This window comes from Ewingella sp. C233 (genome assembly GCF_055407225.1).
Genome location: NZ_JBUZRI010000001.1, coordinates 1,714,305 through 1,728,151, shown reverse-complemented (window position 1 = coordinate 1,728,151; position 13,847 = coordinate 1,714,305). Strand labels below are relative to the sequence as shown.

The following is a 13,847-nucleotide window of genomic DNA, read 5'->3' as shown; positions in this document are numbered from 1 at the left end:
AAACTGACATGTTAGGGTGAAACAAGGCTTGGATCACAAAATCATCGGCCTATAATGTGCCCGCAGTCTGTGCAGAATAGAGCACAGAGAAAGTGGTCAACGGGAACAATTTGCATGAAACGCAGCAGGAATGAAGTCGGGCGCTGGCGAATGTTACGCCAGTCTCAGCGCCGCAGAAGCCGCTGGCTGGAAGGTCAGTCCAGACGTTATCGTCATATCTACCGTATCCGGCAGATTCACCACCAGCAGCATCAGCGTCTTTCGCTTTATGCCGTGGCATACGAATGGGGTTCTTGATCAGCGGTCTTTCGGTTGGAACAGGGCACCGCATTTCGGGCAAACCAGCGTTGAATTCTTACGAACTTTTGAGCTTATTTGTTCGGTAACCGCTTTGCATTCCGGGCAGGTCACTTTGGTTTTCTGGCTGGAAAGAAACTTCAATCCGTCGAAGAATGACATAAGAGCGTACCTCTGGGGTAGGGAGCCGCATTCTACCATAGAAGCTGTCGGTTGATTGTGATTGCTTTAACAGCCCGAACTCAGGTGTCGATACGCCTCGCAAAAATGGCCGCACAATGGCGGCCACCTTTCATTGAGATAACATTTTCTGCCGATTCCGGCAGCGTAATGACTCAGAAAACGCGTTTGAACGGCTTCACACTCACGCTTTTATATACTCCCGCTTCTACATACGGATCTGCATCAGCCCAGGCTTTCGCCGCTTCCAGCGTTTCAAATTCCATAATCAGCACCGAGCCGCTCATGCCGGCATCGCCCGGATCATTACTGTCGATGGCGGGCGTGGGGCCGCCAATCAGCACACGGCCAAGTTCATGCATTTTTTGCAAACGTTCAATGTGCGCAGGGCGCGCAACACGGCGTCTTTCCAGCGAGTTTGCCACATCTTCTGAATAAATTACGTAAAGCATGGATCACCTTTACTATCATAAGGTTTATCAGGGAATAACGGGAAAACGGCCTCACATTCAACCGCCTTAATCACCATAACGAAACCTCAAGCGGGAGGAAAGTGCTTTGCGTTAGATCAAATAGACTCTGATTTGAGAATAGTTGTCATCTCGGTGTTGAATATGATTGCTATTTGCATTTAAACTTGCGGCTTCACGGGGAAAATGAATCATTATGCCGCTAAAAAAGTTTGGATTTATTCGCATCACTTTGCCGTTTGCCATTGCCGTCGGCATCCACGTCGCGATAATTGCCGCCTTACTGTATGTCACTATGAAGGACCCCATTAAGCTGCCGAAGCAACAACTGCAGGTAATGAGCGTTACGATGGTGAATCCGGCGGATTTTGCACCACCACCAAAACCGCAAGTTGCACCTGAACCTGAGCCGGAACCCGCGCCTGAAGTTAAGCCTGAACCGCCGCCGCCAGAAGCAGTGCCGTTACCGGAGCCGAAGCCCAAGCCGAAACCAGTGAAGAAGCCGGTTGAGAAACCGAAACCGAAGGCCAAACCGGTTGAGAAAACCGTCGAGAGAACGGAAAAACCAAAAGTCACTGACGATGCGTCGCTGTTAAACAACAACAAGCCGGACGTCAAACCTGCGGCTAAGCCGTCTGTACCGGCAACTCAGGGCGTAAGTACCGGGCCACGACCCTTAGACCGTTCCAAGCCACAGTATCCGGCCAGAGCCTTTGCACTGCGTCTGGAAGGCCGTGTACGGGTTCAGTTTGATGTCGATAGCGAAGGGCGCGTGGATAATGTGCGTATTTTATCTGCTGAGCCGCGCAATATGTTTGAGCGTGAGGTCAAACAGGCGATGCGTAAATGGCGCTATGAACCGAAGGCGGCCAATAACCTGGTCGTTAACCTGGTGTTTCGCATCAACGGTGGCACGTCTGTGGAATAAAATCGTCATGCCGTTAATAAAAAGGTCGCCACAGTGGGCGACCTTTTTGCTTTCGGATTTATCTCTTGGTGTTAACGACAGATTTGCTGGAGGTAGCCGTCAAACTTCACCTCAGTCTTCCGACACGCCGCCAGACTCTACGCTGAAATTGCTTCTGCCATCGGGAAGAGTACGTGACTTACCTTCGTCATCAACCGCAACATAGGTAAATACCGCTTCAGTAGCTCTGTAGCGCTGTCCTATTGGTTCGGACGAGACTTTCTTCACCCAGACTTCCACATTGATGGTGATGGAGCTGTTACCGGTTCTGATACATCGCGCGTAGCAGCACACCACATCGCCTACGGCGACCGGTTTCAGAAACGTCATCCCATCGACACGCACGGTGACAACACGACCTTTGGCAATCTCCTTTGCCTGAATCGCTCCGCCCATGTCCATTTGCGACATCAACCATCCACCAAAAATATCGCCATTCGCGTTGGTATCCGCAGGCATCGCCAGCGTGCGTAACACCATTTCGCCATTAGGCAGGCTCTGCTTTTCGTTCATATTGATCGGCTTCTTGGCTATTCATAATTGAGGCCTTTCGAAGAGAAAGGCCCATGCAGGAGAATGCTTATTTTTTTTCTTCATCCGGCATATGCCGGTAAATATAGACCCCGCTCAGCAGGGTAAACACCAGCGTGAGTACGGTCAGGCCGAACACTTTGAAATTAACCCAGACTTCCTGAGGTAGCCAGAATGCGACATATATGTTCGCCAGCCCGCACAGCAGGAAGAAAATCGCCCAGCTGATATTGAGCTTGTTCCAGACGTGGTCCGGCAGCGTCAGCTCTTTGCCCAACATACGCTGAATCAGCGGTTTTTTCAGTACCAACTGGCTGACCAGCAGAGCGCCTGAGAACAACACGTAAATGACCGTCACTTTCCATTTAATGAATTCATCATTATGGAATACCAGCGTCAGGGTGCCGAAAACGGCCACCATGGCGAAAGTGATGAGCGTCATCTTTTCGACTTTACGGTATTTAATCCAGGTGAAGATCAGTGCAAGCGCGGTTGCGGCAATCAGCGCGCCGGAAGCGACAAAAATATCGTACATCTTATAAAAAACGAAAAAGACGACCAGGGGAAGAAAATCGAGGAGCTGCTTCATACTTCATTCCATGTTTATTGTATGGTTTGACTATACCGGAATCGTTTCACGGACAAAAGAAAAGGGCGCCAGAGCACCCTTTCAATGACTGCTCGTGATATTCAGACGCGCAGTTTGGAGTAGAGACGGAACAGATAAATCAGCAGCAGCGCTGAAATCATATTGCTCAATGTACTCATCACGACCGTCGCGGCCATGGTTGGCAGGATGGTCAGATGGCTTACCGCCAGCAGGACCAGCATTTTTGCAGCCAGCCAAAACATGATTGCCGGAAAGACTAAGCGGGCATTGGCAAAGGCCAGCTTACCGCTGACTTTAATGGACTTAAATACGCCCATTTTTTCCGTGCAACTGATGACCGGCGACATAGAAACGGCCACGGCAATCAGCACGCCGGGGACGACAAACAGCGTCAGGCCCAGCTGAATCAGCAGCGTACAGACCAGTATCAGGCCCAGCAAACGTGGAAGAACGGGCGCAGAGGCGCCGATAGCGCGCAGCGCGCTGGTGGACATACCATTTGACACCATTTGAATCAGCGTCAACATCCCACCGACCAGCAGCACATTGCCGACCAGCGCAGAGAAAGTCGCCGCGCCAGACACCCTGAGCAGCACCATTTGCTGTTCGGGTGACATCGTCTGAATAAGTTCCTGCAAGCTCATGCCTGTCGTGCCTGACAGGTCATCACTTGTCGCGCTGAGCAGGCTCAGCTGGTCGCCACCAGGGATTAAGAGTTGATTCAAAATGACGGTAATAAATGCAGTCAGCAGGGCCAGCAGCAGAATGCTGGTCAGCTGGTTACGCATAAAGTTGAAACTGTCACGGTACAACGCACCGGCCGTGATAGGCATGAACGCTCCTTGGCAAAATAATCGAAAGACAATCAGGCGGGGATTGTACCCTGTAATGTTGCACGGTGGCACCCCGGCAATGATATCTGACTGATTTCTTATCGATCCGCCTGATCAACCGCTGAATCATACTGCGGCAACCGTTGCGAAAATAGACAGCGGGAGAGTGAGATTCACAGGAGGAAGACCGTATTGTGCGCGTGCGCGGTCACAGGCCTCATTGCTCACGCCGTTTAGCCCTGACGGATCAAACTCATGGCAAGGCGTCGGGCGGTTAAGGTAAATGGAGCAAGAGACTGACTGACCAATTTCGCCTTCCAGCGCAACACAGCGTGGGGATTTACTGTTGGTCCCCTGCATACAACTTAGAAAAGGGGTGACCTGTTCGGTCAAAGCCTGAGGAACAACCCCGCCAGCTTCTGCTGATTCAGCCCAATAAAAGGAAACGCGGAAATAGGCGCAGCACGCGCCACAGGAGATACACGGATTGTTAATTTCGCTCATTCAGGAAAACTGCCGACTCCTTACAGCATCAAACCAAAATCCACATTGACCATGCACGCTACGCAGCCGCAACTTTTTAAGCAATCACTATTTGTTCACTTTGCGAACACGGAAGAAACACCCGTTATTGATGTGGATCAATTTCTTCCTTTTTAATGATTTAGATTACTTTGCATAAGATGCAATTTCTTAATAAATCATTTAAAGATGTGATCCCGCTCGGATCAAGGCATACCCAAGAGTAGGTATATTCATGCGGATTATGAATCCACACAAAGGAAAGGGATAATGAAAGCAGCATATTGGGCATTAATCGCAGCGGCAGCCATGCCGACAATTGCCAGTGCGAATCAGGCAGGGGATATTATTTTTCGTGTAGGGACCGCGACGGTTCGTCCGACGGGGGGATCAGACAACGTCCTGGGGTTGGGATCATTCAACATTGATAACAACACGGAGCTGGGACTCACTCTCGGCTATATGTTTACCGACAACATCGGTATGGAATTGCTGGGTGCGTCGCCCTTCAAACACAAAGTCGGGCTAGACAGCACAGGTACGATTGCCGAAGTTAAGCAATTGCCCCCTTCATTGATGGCGCAATATTATTTTGGCGATCGTCAGGATAAATTGCGTCCTTATGTCGGGTTAGGGATTAACTACACCACTTTCTTCGATGCGGATTTTAACCAGACGGGACGCGATGCCGGGCTGTCTGATCTCAGCCTGAAAGACTCCTGGGGCGTGGCAACACAGGCGGGGCTTGATTACAATCTTGACAACAACTGGCTGATCAACATGTCTGTCTGGTGGATGGATATCGACACTGATGTGAAATTCAAAGCCGGTGGCGAAGACCAGACGATCAGCACGCGTATCGACCCGTTCGTGTTTATGTTTGCTGTCGGCTATCGTTTCTAAATAAATAACCTGAGCAGCATAAAAAAGAGGCGCTATTGACGCCTCTTCACTTTTTCACATCACGACAACGTCTTATTTAAGACGCATATCGTTCTCGATGGATTTCACACCCGCTACACCACGCGTCACTTCGACCGCACGGTTTGCATCCGCCGTTGAGGTCACGAAGCCGCTCAGTTGAACGCGACCTTTAAAGGTTTCGACACTGATTTCACGCGATGCGATGGTTTTGTCAGCCAGCAAAGCAGATTTAACTTTGGTGGTCACAACAGTGTCATCGATATAACCGCCGGTGCCTTCTGATTTCTTGGTTGGCGCACAAGCGGCTACCGCCATGACGACAACAGCTGCCATGCAAAATGCCGACAATGTCTTGAATAGCTTCATAAATAACTCTCCATGCTAGGTTGAAACTCACCATCTAATGATTAATAACGCACATTCCCCGCGCGGCAACCATAAAAATGAAAGGGATCCTGCGGGTAGTCTAAGTGTGGTGTATGGAGAGAGGATATACAAATGTAAAACGGTAAAAAGAAGTCAACTCATCACAATAAACAACGCCTTATCTGCATGAGCAAATAAGGCGTCGGTCAGGAGGGAAAGCCGAATCAGGCGCGGGTAGCGGCTTTCATTTCACTGACGAAACGTGAAAGCTGCGCCAGCATTTCAGACGGCTGATGCACATTGTTCTCGATGATGCGCACGGTGGCCGATCCGGAGATCGCCCCGGCAGCGCCGGCTGCCAGCGTTTCTTTTACCTGTGCGGGTTCTGAAATACCGAAACCCTGCAACGGTGGTGCTGCGTTATATTCACGCAACTTATTGACCAGATGAGTCAGCGGTGTCAAAGCCCGTTTTTCTGTACCGGTTACGCCTGCGCGGGACAGCAAATAGGTGTATCCGCGGCCATGGGATGAAATTTCCCGCAACAAATCGTCACTGGCATTTGGCGGGCAAATGAAGATGGGTGCTATGCCGTGGCGCATCGCCGCGGCGCGGAAGGGTGCAGACTCTTCATAAGGCACATCGGCGACCAGAACGGAATCCACACCCACGTCGGCGCAGCGTTGGTAGAACGTATCAATGCCGTTATGGAACACCAGATTCGCATACATCAGCAGGCCAATCGGGATGTCCGGGTGTTTTTCACGGATGCGCGCCAGCATATTGAAGCACTGCGTTGGCGTCACACCGGCGGCGAAGGCACGCAGGTTAGCGTTCTGAATCGTTGGGCCGTCGGCCAGCGGATCAGAGAACGGAATGCCCAGTTCAAGCGCGTCGGCACCGGCTTCAATCAGCGTATCGATAATCGATAACGAAAGTTCAACACCGGGATCGCCGAGCGTGACGAAAGGAACGAAGGCGCCTTCTTTTTTGCTTTCCAGACGCTTAAATAATTGCTGATAACGTTCCATTAAATCTCTCCCCGGGCAGTCAGGATGTCATGTACGGTGAAAATATCTTTGTCACCACGGCCAGAAAGATTCACCACCAGAATTTGTTCTTTTTGCGGTGTTTCCTTGATAAGTTTTAGCGCGTAGGCCAGCGCATGGGAAGACTCGAGCGCAGGGATAATCCCTTCGTGACGGGACAATTCCTTAAATGCTTCCAGTGCTTCGTCATCGGTTATCGACACATATTCCGCACGGCCAATGCTGTTGAGATAGGCGTGCTGCGGGCCGACGGACGGGAAATCCAGACCAGCGGAGATTGAATAGGATTCTTCGATCTGGCCTTCAGACGTTTGCATCATCGGGGCTTTCATGCCGAAGTAGATGCCTACGTGGCCGTGTTTCAGCGGAGCACCGTGTTGTCCGGTTTCGATACCCAGACCGCCCGGCTCAACGCCGATCAGCTTCACGCTGGTATCGTCAATGAAATCGGCAAACATACCGATGGCGTTGGAGCCGCCGCCGACGCAGGCGATCACCGCGTCAGGCAGGCAGCCTTCGCGCTCTTGCATCTGGACTTTGGTCTCTTCGCCGATCATGCGCTGGAATTCACGCACGATGGTCGGGTACGGGTGCGGGCCTGCGGCGGTGCCAAGCATATAGTGTGCGGTCTCATAGCTGCCAGACCAGTCACGCAGCGCTTCGTTACAAGCATCTTTCAACGTGGAAGAACCACTGTGTACCGGGATCACTTCTGCGCCCATCAGACGCATACGGAACACGTTCGGTGACTGACGCTCAATATCTTTGGCGCCCATATAGATGCGGCATTTCAGGCCGAGCAGGGCGCAGGCGAGGGCGGAGGCCACGCCATGCTGACCGGCACCGGTTTCGGCAATAATTTCAGTTTTACCCATACGCTTGGCCAGCAGAGCCTGACCCAATACCTGGTTGGTCTTGTGCGCGCCGCCGTGCAGCAAATCTTCACGCTTGAGGTACAGCTTGGTTTTGGTACCCGCGGTCAGGTTTTTACACAACGTCAGGGCCGTAGGACGACCGGCATAGTTTTTCAGCAGGTCAATAAATTCAGCCTGAAACTCCGGGTCACGCTGTGCGCTGACAAAAGCTTCTTCCAGCTGAACCAGCGCGGGCATCAGAATTTGCGGAACATACTGGCCGCCAAATTCGCCGAAGTAGGGATTAAGTAAAGTCATATTATTCCATCCTGTCTGTCAATTTTTGCGTCATCGCGGGTGAAAATCAGTAAGCCCGCAATGTCTGGAATACGGCCGTTATTTTATCGGCATCTTTAATGCCTGGTTCACGCTCAACGCCGGAGTTAAAATCCAGCCCCGCGCAACCAAGCTGTGCGGCATCGACAATGTTGTCAGCCCGCAGCCCGCCCGCAAGTAACACGTTGCTGAGATCTTGTCCGGCCAGCTTGCTCCAGTCGAAACTCTGACCGGTGCCGCCTTTGCCGTTATCGAGTACGTAACGATCAACCTGAGTCAGTTCACGCGCAGGCATGACCTCTTTGACGCTCAGCGCTTTCCAAATCTTGCACGGTTCTGGCAAGAGCGGGCGCAGGGTATCGATATAAGCCTGATCCTCATCGCCATGCAGCTGTACGGCTGAAAGCTGCAATGATCTGGCAATTTCGGCCACGCGGTCTGGCGTTTCATCACGGAATACGCCGACGTATTTCAGCGGCGCGCCAGCCTGAACTTCTTTCGCCTGCTCAACACTCACATGGCGTGGCGAAGCCCCGACAAAAATTAGGCCGCCGTAAATCGCTCCGGCATCATGGGCAACGGCGGCGTCCTGCGGGCGGGTGAGGCCACACACTTTATTATCACCCAGCATCACGCGGCGGACTGCGCCGGTCAGATCGGCTTCTGACATCAGCGCGCTGCCAATCAGGAAACCATTGGCAAAGCGGCTCAGCTCACGGATTTGCGCATAATTATTGATGCCCGACTCGCTGATCACCGTCACACCGTGCGGCACGCGCGGCGCCAGCTGGCGGGTACGATCTAAGTCGATAGAGAGGTCACGCAGGTCACGGTTATTGATGCCGACCACTTTGGCTTTCAGCCCAACGGCGCGTTCCAGTTCTTCTTCATTACTGGCTTCGGTCAGCACGCCCATATTCAGGCTGTGAGCCACGGCGGCCAGTTGCACATACTGTTCGTCATCAAGTACAGACAGCATCAGCAAAATTGCATCGGCCTGATAAAAACGTGCCAGATGGATCTGGTAAGGGTCGATGATAAAATCTTTACACAGCACCGGCTGCGTCACGGCGTTGCTCACCAGAGGCAGGAAATCGAAACTGCCCTGAAAATACTTCTCATCGGTTAATACTGAAATAGCCGAGGCGTAGTTTTTATAGACACCGGCGATTTCTACCGGATCAAAGTTATCGCGGATGGTGCCCTTGGACGGTGAGGCCTTTTTACATTCAAGAATGAAGACCGTTTTTGTCCCTCTCAGGGCTTCATAGAAATTGCGCTGGCTGGGTTTGATTTCGTTTTGAAAGCTGGCCAGGGGTTGCTGTTCTTTACGTGCCGCGACCCAAACTGCTTTATCGCGGACAATCTTGTGGAGCACGGTTTCCTGCTGCATCACTTATCCTCTTGCTGCCAATGCGGTAACACGCTGGAATGCTGCGCCGCTGCGTATTACTTCCAAAGCCTGCTGTGCGTTTTGCTTTAAATTTTCCTGACCGAAAAGGCGCAATAACATCGCCACATTGGCGGCCACTGCGGCCTCATGGGCCGGTTCTCCTTTACCTTGTAATAAGCGTGCCAGAATGTCACGGTTTTCTTCCGGCTCGCCGCCCAGCAGCGCTTCGACAGGATAATTGTCCAGCCCGAAGTCCTGTGGTGTCAGTTCATAGGTAGTGATTTCACCCTTATTCAGCTCGGCAACCTGAGTCGGTGCGTGGATCGCCACTTCATCCATCCCGCCGCCGTGAACCACTGCCGCACGCTCATAACCGAGGGTGCGCAGCGTTTCAGCAATCGGGCGTACCAGTTCTGGGCTGTAAACCCCAATCAATGCCAGCGGCGGACGTGCCGGGTTAATCAGCGGGCCCAGCACGTTGAACAGCGTGCGGGTTTTCAGCGATTTACGTACCGGCATCGCGTGGCGAAAACCCGTGTGATACTGCGGCGCGAACAGGAAGCAGATGCCTAAATCATCCAGCGCCGCGCGGGACTGTTCCGCAGGCATATCCAGTTGAATTCCAAAAGCTGCCAGTAAATCGGAGGAACCGGAACGGCTTGAAACGCTGCGGTTGCCGTGTTTGGCGACGCGGACGCCGCAGGCCGCAGCAACAAAGGCGCTGGCGGTCGAAATATTGATGCTGTTAGTGCCGTCACCACCGGTGCCGACAATGTCCGCGAACTGATAATCAGGACGAGGGAACGGCTCCGCGTGGGCCAACAGCGCCTGTGCTGCACCGGCGATTTCTGCCGGTTGTTCGCCGCGCACTTTCATGCTAATTAAGGCCGCCGCTAATTGCGCAGGCTCCAGTTCGCCCTTCACGATGGCGGTAAATAACTGCTGGCTCTCTTCCTGCGTCATCACCTGAGCGCAGTACAGGTTTTCGAGGATGCCGGAAATTGTTTGAGTTTTCATTGTCAGCACCTCGTCTTATGCCAAAGCCCAGGCCAGCGTCTGCTCTAACAGACGGGCGCCCTGAGACGTTAAAATGGATTCAGGATGGAACTGGAAGCCGCAAACGCGATCTTTATTGTGACGTACGGCCATCACCATATCGCCATAGCGCGCGTTAACCGTCAGCCCTTCAGGGATCTGGCTACCAACCAGCGAGTGGTAACGCGCAACCGGTAACGGGTTATTCATCCCGGCGAACATGCCTTCGTTGTCATGCGTAATAGAGGAAGCTTTACCGTGCAGGATCTCACCGGCCTGTCCGACATATCCGCCGTAGGCTTCCACAATGGCCTGGTGTCCCAGACAGATGCCGATAATCGGCAACTGGCCGCGCAGACGCTTCAGCAGTTCAGGCATACAGCCCGCTTCTGACGGCGTGCCGGGGCCGGGGGAGAGCATCAGCACCGGTTTTTCCAGCAGGCTCAGTTTTTCGAGGATCACGTCAGCTGGGATCTGGTTGCGGTAAATCACCACGTTATGGCCGCTGGAGCGCAGCTGATCCACCAGGTTGTAGGTGAACGAATCCACGTTATCAATCAGTAAAATATCGGCCATCTTAAAATACCTCTTTGGCATTGTGGGCAGTGGCGATGGCACGCAGCACGGCACGGGCTTTATTGCGGGTTTCGTCAGCTTCGGCTTGCGGAACAGAGTCCAGAACCACGCCGCCGCCAGCCTGAACGGTGGCAATGCCGTCTTCTACATAGGCCGAGCGGATAACAATGCAGGTATCGAGATCACCCTGGGCGGTGAAGTAACCCACCGCGCCACCGTAGCTGCCACGACGGCTTTTTTCAGAACCGGCAATCAACTGCATGGCACGGACTTTCGGCGCACCGGTCAGCGTGCCCATGTTCATGACTGCCTGGTAGGCGTGCAGTACGTCGAGATCTGCACGCAGAGTCCCGACCACGCGGGAAACCAGATGCATCACGAAGGAATAACGGTCAACTTTGGTCAGGTCAGCGACATAGCGGCTGCCCGGCTCACATATACGCGCCAGATCATTGCGCGCCAAATCGACCAGCATCAGGTGCTCGGCCAGCTCTTTGTGGTCAGTACGCATTTCCAGTTCGATGCGGCTGTCGAGATCGCGATCCAGAGAGCCGTCTGCACGGCGGCCGCGCGGGCGGGTACCGGCAATCGGGTAGATCTCAATCTGGCGGTTGGTGGCGTCATATTTCAGTGCGCTTTCCGGCGAGGCACCGAACAGGGTGAAATCGTTGTCCTGCATGAAGAACATGTACGGGCTTGGATTGTTGTTTTTCAGCGTTTCGTAAGCTGCCAGCGGCGCAGGGCAAGGCAGGGAGAAACGGCGCGAAGGTACAACCTGGAAAATTTCTCCGGCACGGATGCCTTCTTTCATCTGCTCAACCACGGCGCCAAACTCTTCGTCACTCTGATTAACGCTGAGCTTCATGTCCGTCACATCCTGATGCGGAATGGCGTGTGGCGGCAATTGCAGTTGATGTTGCAGCTGTTCGAGGCGGGCATGCAGACGCTGTTTTTCCTCGCTGTCCGGCGTAAACAGGCTAGCCTGTAAACGGCTGCTGCGGTTCTGGTGATCGAGAACCAGTAATGTTTCTGACAGATAGAAACAGAAATCAGGACAGCGTTGGTCGGCACGAAGTTGCGGTAAATCTTCAAATCCAGCGACTAAATCGTAAGCAAACAGGCCACCGAGCAGGATGGCCTCGCGCTCTTCTTCTGGCGTTTCTACCAGATCCAGAATGCTGCGCAGCGCATCAAACACGGAACGTGAACGCAAACGGGCGTCCTCTTCCTGCATCTGGTCGATAGCCGGGAAAGTCAGTTCGCGGCCGTTAGGTCGCACATCGTTATGGACATCGGCGGGCAGTGCGGCATCCATCAACGGCAACAGTGATGCCCCGTTGGCGGTCAGCGCCTGCACGGACACTTTATTGCCAAGCGCGGTAATGCGCAGCGCACTGTCAATTACCAGCAGGCTTTTCAGGTTCTGTTTGCTGGTGATCTCCGCCGACTCCAGTAACAAGGTCGCAGGGCGTGCACCACAAAGCTGGTGGAAGATGGCCGTCGGGTCACCACGGTAACTTCCTTGTGCGGTCAGCAGTTCTAATCGAGGTCGTTGAATAGTCATGTTGCTTCCTGAAATTTCTACCAAAGGGATAAGAAGACGGCCATAAAAAAGCCCGCAATCAGCGGGCTTCGGGTATCTGCATGTCTGTTAACAGCTATGCGTGATCACACCGCCCGCGAAGGGAAGTGGCGCCACCAGCTGAGTACAGAAATCATTGAAATGTTCATCATCAGATACCCTTCGTCGTTATAAAAATGGTAATCACGTTACTCCGTGAACTTGCGTACTAGTAAACTAGTTCGCGAGGCGTTAGTCAACTCTCTTTTGCATCTTTCTTGATGAGTCAGAAGATTGAAACCCTCGCGATACCGGCCTTTGCCCGTGGCATACAAGCGTCGTCAGGGGAGATAGGGTTAACCCGAAGGCGGTTAACGGGTTATGATAACTGCCGCTTTCAGCAACCGGTTTAACCACTATTACTTTTATGACTTCAATCGCCACCGACATTCCAGAACCCAGCACCGCCTTCACACTCTATGATCTGCACAGCCATACCACGGCCTCTGACGGATATTTGTCGCCTGAAGCACTGGTCGCCCGTGCAGTAGAAATGCGGGTGGGCGTACTGGCCATCACTGACCATGACACGACGGACGGGCTGGCACGGGCGGCGCAGGCCATTGCTGAGCACCATCTTCCATTACAGCTTATCAGCGGCGTTGAGATCTCCACATTGTGGGAAAATCACGAAATTCACATTGTTGGTCTGGGCATTGATCCCCGACATCATGCGATGCAAACCTTACTGGCTTCACAAGCAGCCCTGCGTGTCGAACGTGCGCAGGAAATGGGACGCCGGCTGGAGAAAGCCCTGATAACCGGTGCCTGGGAAGGCGCACTGCGGCTGGCGCAGGGCGGGGCAGTTACCCGTGCACACTTTGCCCGTTATCTGGTGGAAATAGGTAAATGCGACAATATCGCACAGGTCTTCAAAAAGTACCTCGCCAAGGGCAAGACCGGCTACGTGCCGCCACACTGGTGTACAATAGAACAAGCAGTTGACGCCATTCATCTGTCCGGCGGTCAGGCTGTTGTGGCCCATCCTGGACGCTATGGGCTGTCAACCAAATGGCTAAAACGGCTGCTGGCATTTTTTGCCGAACAGGGCGGGGATGCAATGGAAGTCGCCCAATGCCAGCAAGCACCCAATGAACGAAGCCAGCTCGCCGCCTTTGCAAGAGACTATAATTTACTGGCATCGCAGGGTTCTGACTTTCATCAACCCTGCTCCTGGATAGAACTGGGGCGTAAACTGTGGCTTCCCGCCGGTGTCGAACCGGTGTGGAAAGGGTGGGCGGAACCCACACGCATTGCCCCCATTACCCAATGAGTTAAGAAGG

Annotated in this window: 15 protein-coding genes, 1 pseudogene and 1 other annotated feature; of the genes and pseudogenes, 4 read left to right on the top strand and 12 right to left on the bottom strand. The window is 53.1% G+C overall.

Annotated features, from left to right (window positions below; genetic code table 11):
• The first annotated feature begins 114 nt into the window (after positions 1-114).
• A complete protein-coding gene (locus ACZRKO_RS07800) occupies positions 115-297 on the top strand; it encodes a YciY family protein (RefSeq protein ID WP_463736640.1) in 183 nt (60 codons plus the stop codon).
• On the opposite strand, the gene ACZRKO_RS07795 is transcribed toward ACZRKO_RS07800, so the two are convergent.
• The gene (locus tag ACZRKO_RS07795; protein ID WP_463736639.1) at positions 298-459 is read right to left on the bottom strand and encodes a YnfU family zinc-binding protein; all 162 of its coding nucleotides are present in this window, start codon (positions 457-459) and stop codon (positions 298-300) included.
• Between the two features lie 173 nt (positions 460-632).
• Entirely contained in the window at positions 633-929 is a 297-nt protein-coding gene (locus ACZRKO_RS07790) for a YciI family protein (protein ID WP_463736638.1), read from the bottom strand.
• Between the two features lie 214 nt (positions 930-1,143).
• On the opposite strand from ACZRKO_RS07790, the gene ACZRKO_RS07785 reads away from it, so the two are divergent.
• Positions 1,144-1,875 carry an energy transducer TonB gene (locus ACZRKO_RS07785; RefSeq protein ID WP_463736637.1) on the top strand — a complete coding sequence of 244 codons (732 nt, stop codon included), beginning with the start codon at positions 1,144-1,146 and terminating at the stop codon, positions 1,873-1,875.
• 111 nt (positions 1,876-1,986) lie between these two features.
• Here the strand turns inward: ACZRKO_RS07785 and yciA are convergent, their stop codons facing one another.
• The 4 genes from yciA to ACZRKO_RS07765 form a co-directional block, all read right to left on the bottom strand.
• A complete protein-coding gene (gene yciA / locus ACZRKO_RS07780; protein WP_463736636.1) occupies positions 1,987-2,427 on the bottom strand; it encodes an acyl-CoA thioester hydrolase YciA in 441 nt (146 codons plus the stop codon).
• A 67-nt stretch (positions 2,428-2,494) separates the two neighbouring features.
• On the bottom strand, positions 2,495-3,034 hold the full coding sequence (locus ACZRKO_RS07775; RefSeq protein WP_463736635.1) for a septation protein A: 540 nt from the start codon (positions 3,032-3,034) through the stop codon (positions 2,495-2,497).
• 101 nt (positions 3,035-3,135) lie between these two features.
• Complete coding sequence (locus ACZRKO_RS07770; RefSeq protein ID WP_463736634.1) at positions 3,136-3,888, bottom strand: YciC family protein; 753 nt, start codon at positions 3,886-3,888, stop codon at positions 3,136-3,138.
• A gap of 126 nt (positions 3,889-4,014) precedes the next feature.
• Positions 4,015-4,392 carry a YkgJ family cysteine cluster protein gene (locus ACZRKO_RS07765; RefSeq protein ID WP_463736633.1) on the bottom strand — a complete coding sequence of 126 codons (378 nt, stop codon included), beginning with the start codon at positions 4,390-4,392 and terminating at the stop codon, positions 4,015-4,017.
• 288 nt (positions 4,393-4,680) lie between these two features.
• Between ACZRKO_RS07765 and ompW the strand changes: the two genes are divergently transcribed.
• Positions 4,681-5,313, top strand: a complete 633-nt coding sequence (gene ompW / locus ACZRKO_RS07760; RefSeq protein WP_463736632.1) for an outer membrane protein OmpW — start codon at positions 4,681-4,683, stop codon at positions 5,311-5,313.
• A 72-nt stretch (positions 5,314-5,385) separates the two neighbouring features.
• On the opposite strand, the gene ACZRKO_RS07755 is transcribed toward ompW, so the two are convergent.
• From ACZRKO_RS07755 to ACZRKO_RS07730, 6 genes and pseudogenes are all read right to left on the bottom strand, one after another.
• Positions 5,386-5,700 carry a BON domain-containing protein gene (locus ACZRKO_RS07755; protein WP_140471614.1) on the bottom strand — a complete coding sequence of 105 codons (315 nt, stop codon included), beginning with the start codon at positions 5,698-5,700 and terminating at the stop codon, positions 5,386-5,388.
• A gap of 224 nt (positions 5,701-5,924) precedes the next feature.
• On the bottom strand, positions 5,925-6,731 hold the full coding sequence (trpA, locus tag ACZRKO_RS07750) for a tryptophan synthase subunit alpha (protein WP_463736631.1): 807 nt from the start codon (positions 6,729-6,731) through the stop codon (positions 5,925-5,927).
• Positions 6,731-7,921, bottom strand: a complete 1,191-nt coding sequence (gene trpB / locus ACZRKO_RS07745) for a tryptophan synthase subunit beta (protein WP_463736630.1) — start codon at positions 7,919-7,921, stop codon at positions 6,731-6,733. Before trpB ends, trpA begins: the two co-directional genes overlap by 1 nt.
• Before the next feature lie 46 nt (positions 7,922-7,967).
• Complete coding sequence (gene trpCF, locus ACZRKO_RS07740) at positions 7,968-9,332, bottom strand: bifunctional indole-3-glycerol-phosphate synthase TrpC/phosphoribosylanthranilate isomerase TrpF (protein ID WP_463736629.1); 1,365 nt, start codon at positions 9,330-9,332, stop codon at positions 7,968-7,970.
• A gap of 3 nt (positions 9,333-9,335) precedes the next feature.
• A pseudogene (gene trpD, locus ACZRKO_RS07735) lies at positions 9,336-10,943 on the bottom strand (bifunctional anthranilate synthase glutamate amidotransferase component TrpG/anthranilate phosphoribosyltransferase TrpD).
• A gap of 1 nt (position 10,944) precedes the next feature.
• Positions 10,945-12,507 carry an anthranilate synthase component 1 gene (locus ACZRKO_RS07730; RefSeq protein ID WP_463736628.1) on the bottom strand — a complete coding sequence of 521 codons (1,563 nt, stop codon included), beginning with the start codon at positions 12,505-12,507 and terminating at the stop codon, positions 10,945-10,947.
• Positions 12,508-12,549: 42 nt separating this feature from the next.
• Positions 12,550-12,650: a sequence feature (Trp leader region), on the bottom strand.
• Positions 12,651-12,931: 281 nt separating this feature from the next.
• Between ACZRKO_RS07730 and rnm the strand changes: the two genes are divergently transcribed.
• Entirely contained in the window at positions 12,932-13,837 is a 906-nt protein-coding gene (gene rnm / locus ACZRKO_RS07725) for an RNase RNM (protein WP_463736627.1), read from the top strand.
• The last annotated feature ends 10 nt before the right edge of the window (positions 13,838-13,847 follow it).

Excerpts from the sequence above, each read along its gene's own strand:
- ACZRKO_RS07800 (WP_463736640.1), top strand. The coding sequence starts at position 115 with ATGAAACGCAGCAGGAATGAAGTCGGGCGCTGGCGAATGTTACGCCAG.
- ACZRKO_RS07795 (WP_463736639.1), bottom strand. The coding sequence starts at position 459 with ATGTCATTCTTCGACGGATTGAAGTTTCTTTCCAGCCAGAAAACCAAA.
- ACZRKO_RS07790 (WP_463736638.1), bottom strand. The coding sequence starts at position 929 with ATGCTTTACGTAATTTATTCAGAAGATGTGGCAAACTCGCTGGAAAGA.
- ACZRKO_RS07785 (WP_463736637.1), top strand. The coding sequence starts at position 1,144 with ATGCCGCTAAAAAAGTTTGGATTTATTCGCATCACTTTGCCGTTTGCC.
- yciA (WP_463736636.1), bottom strand. The coding sequence starts at position 2,427 with ATGAACGAAAAGCAGAGCCTGCCTAATGGCGAAATGGTGTTACGCACG.
- ACZRKO_RS07775 (WP_463736635.1), bottom strand. The coding sequence starts at position 3,034 with ATGAAGCAGCTCCTCGATTTTCTTCCCCTGGTCGTCTTTTTCGTTTTT.
- ACZRKO_RS07770 (WP_463736634.1), bottom strand. The coding sequence starts at position 3,888 with ATGCCTATCACGGCCGGTGCGTTGTACCGTGACAGTTTCAACTTTATG.
- ACZRKO_RS07765 (WP_463736633.1), bottom strand. The coding sequence starts at position 4,392 with ATGAGCGAAATTAACAATCCGTGTATCTCCTGTGGCGCGTGCTGCGCC.
- ompW (WP_463736632.1), top strand. The coding sequence starts at position 4,681 with ATGAAAGCAGCATATTGGGCATTAATCGCAGCGGCAGCCATGCCGACA.
- ACZRKO_RS07755 (WP_140471614.1), bottom strand. The coding sequence starts at position 5,700 with ATGAAGCTATTCAAGACATTGTCGGCATTTTGCATGGCAGCTGTTGTC.
- trpA (WP_463736631.1), bottom strand. The coding sequence starts at position 6,731 with ATGGAACGTTATCAGCAATTATTTAAGCGTCTGGAAAGCAAAAAAGAA.
- trpB (WP_463736630.1), bottom strand. The coding sequence starts at position 7,921 with ATGACTTTACTTAATCCCTACTTCGGCGAATTTGGCGGCCAGTATGTT.
- trpCF (WP_463736629.1), bottom strand. The coding sequence starts at position 9,332 with ATGCAGCAGGAAACCGTGCTCCACAAGATTGTCCGCGATAAAGCAGTT.
- ACZRKO_RS07730 (WP_463736628.1), bottom strand. The coding sequence starts at position 12,507 with ATGACTATTCAACGACCTCGATTAGAACTGCTGACCGCACAAGGAAGT.
- rnm (WP_463736627.1), top strand. The coding sequence starts at position 12,932 with ATGACTTCAATCGCCACCGACATTCCAGAACCCAGCACCGCCTTCACA.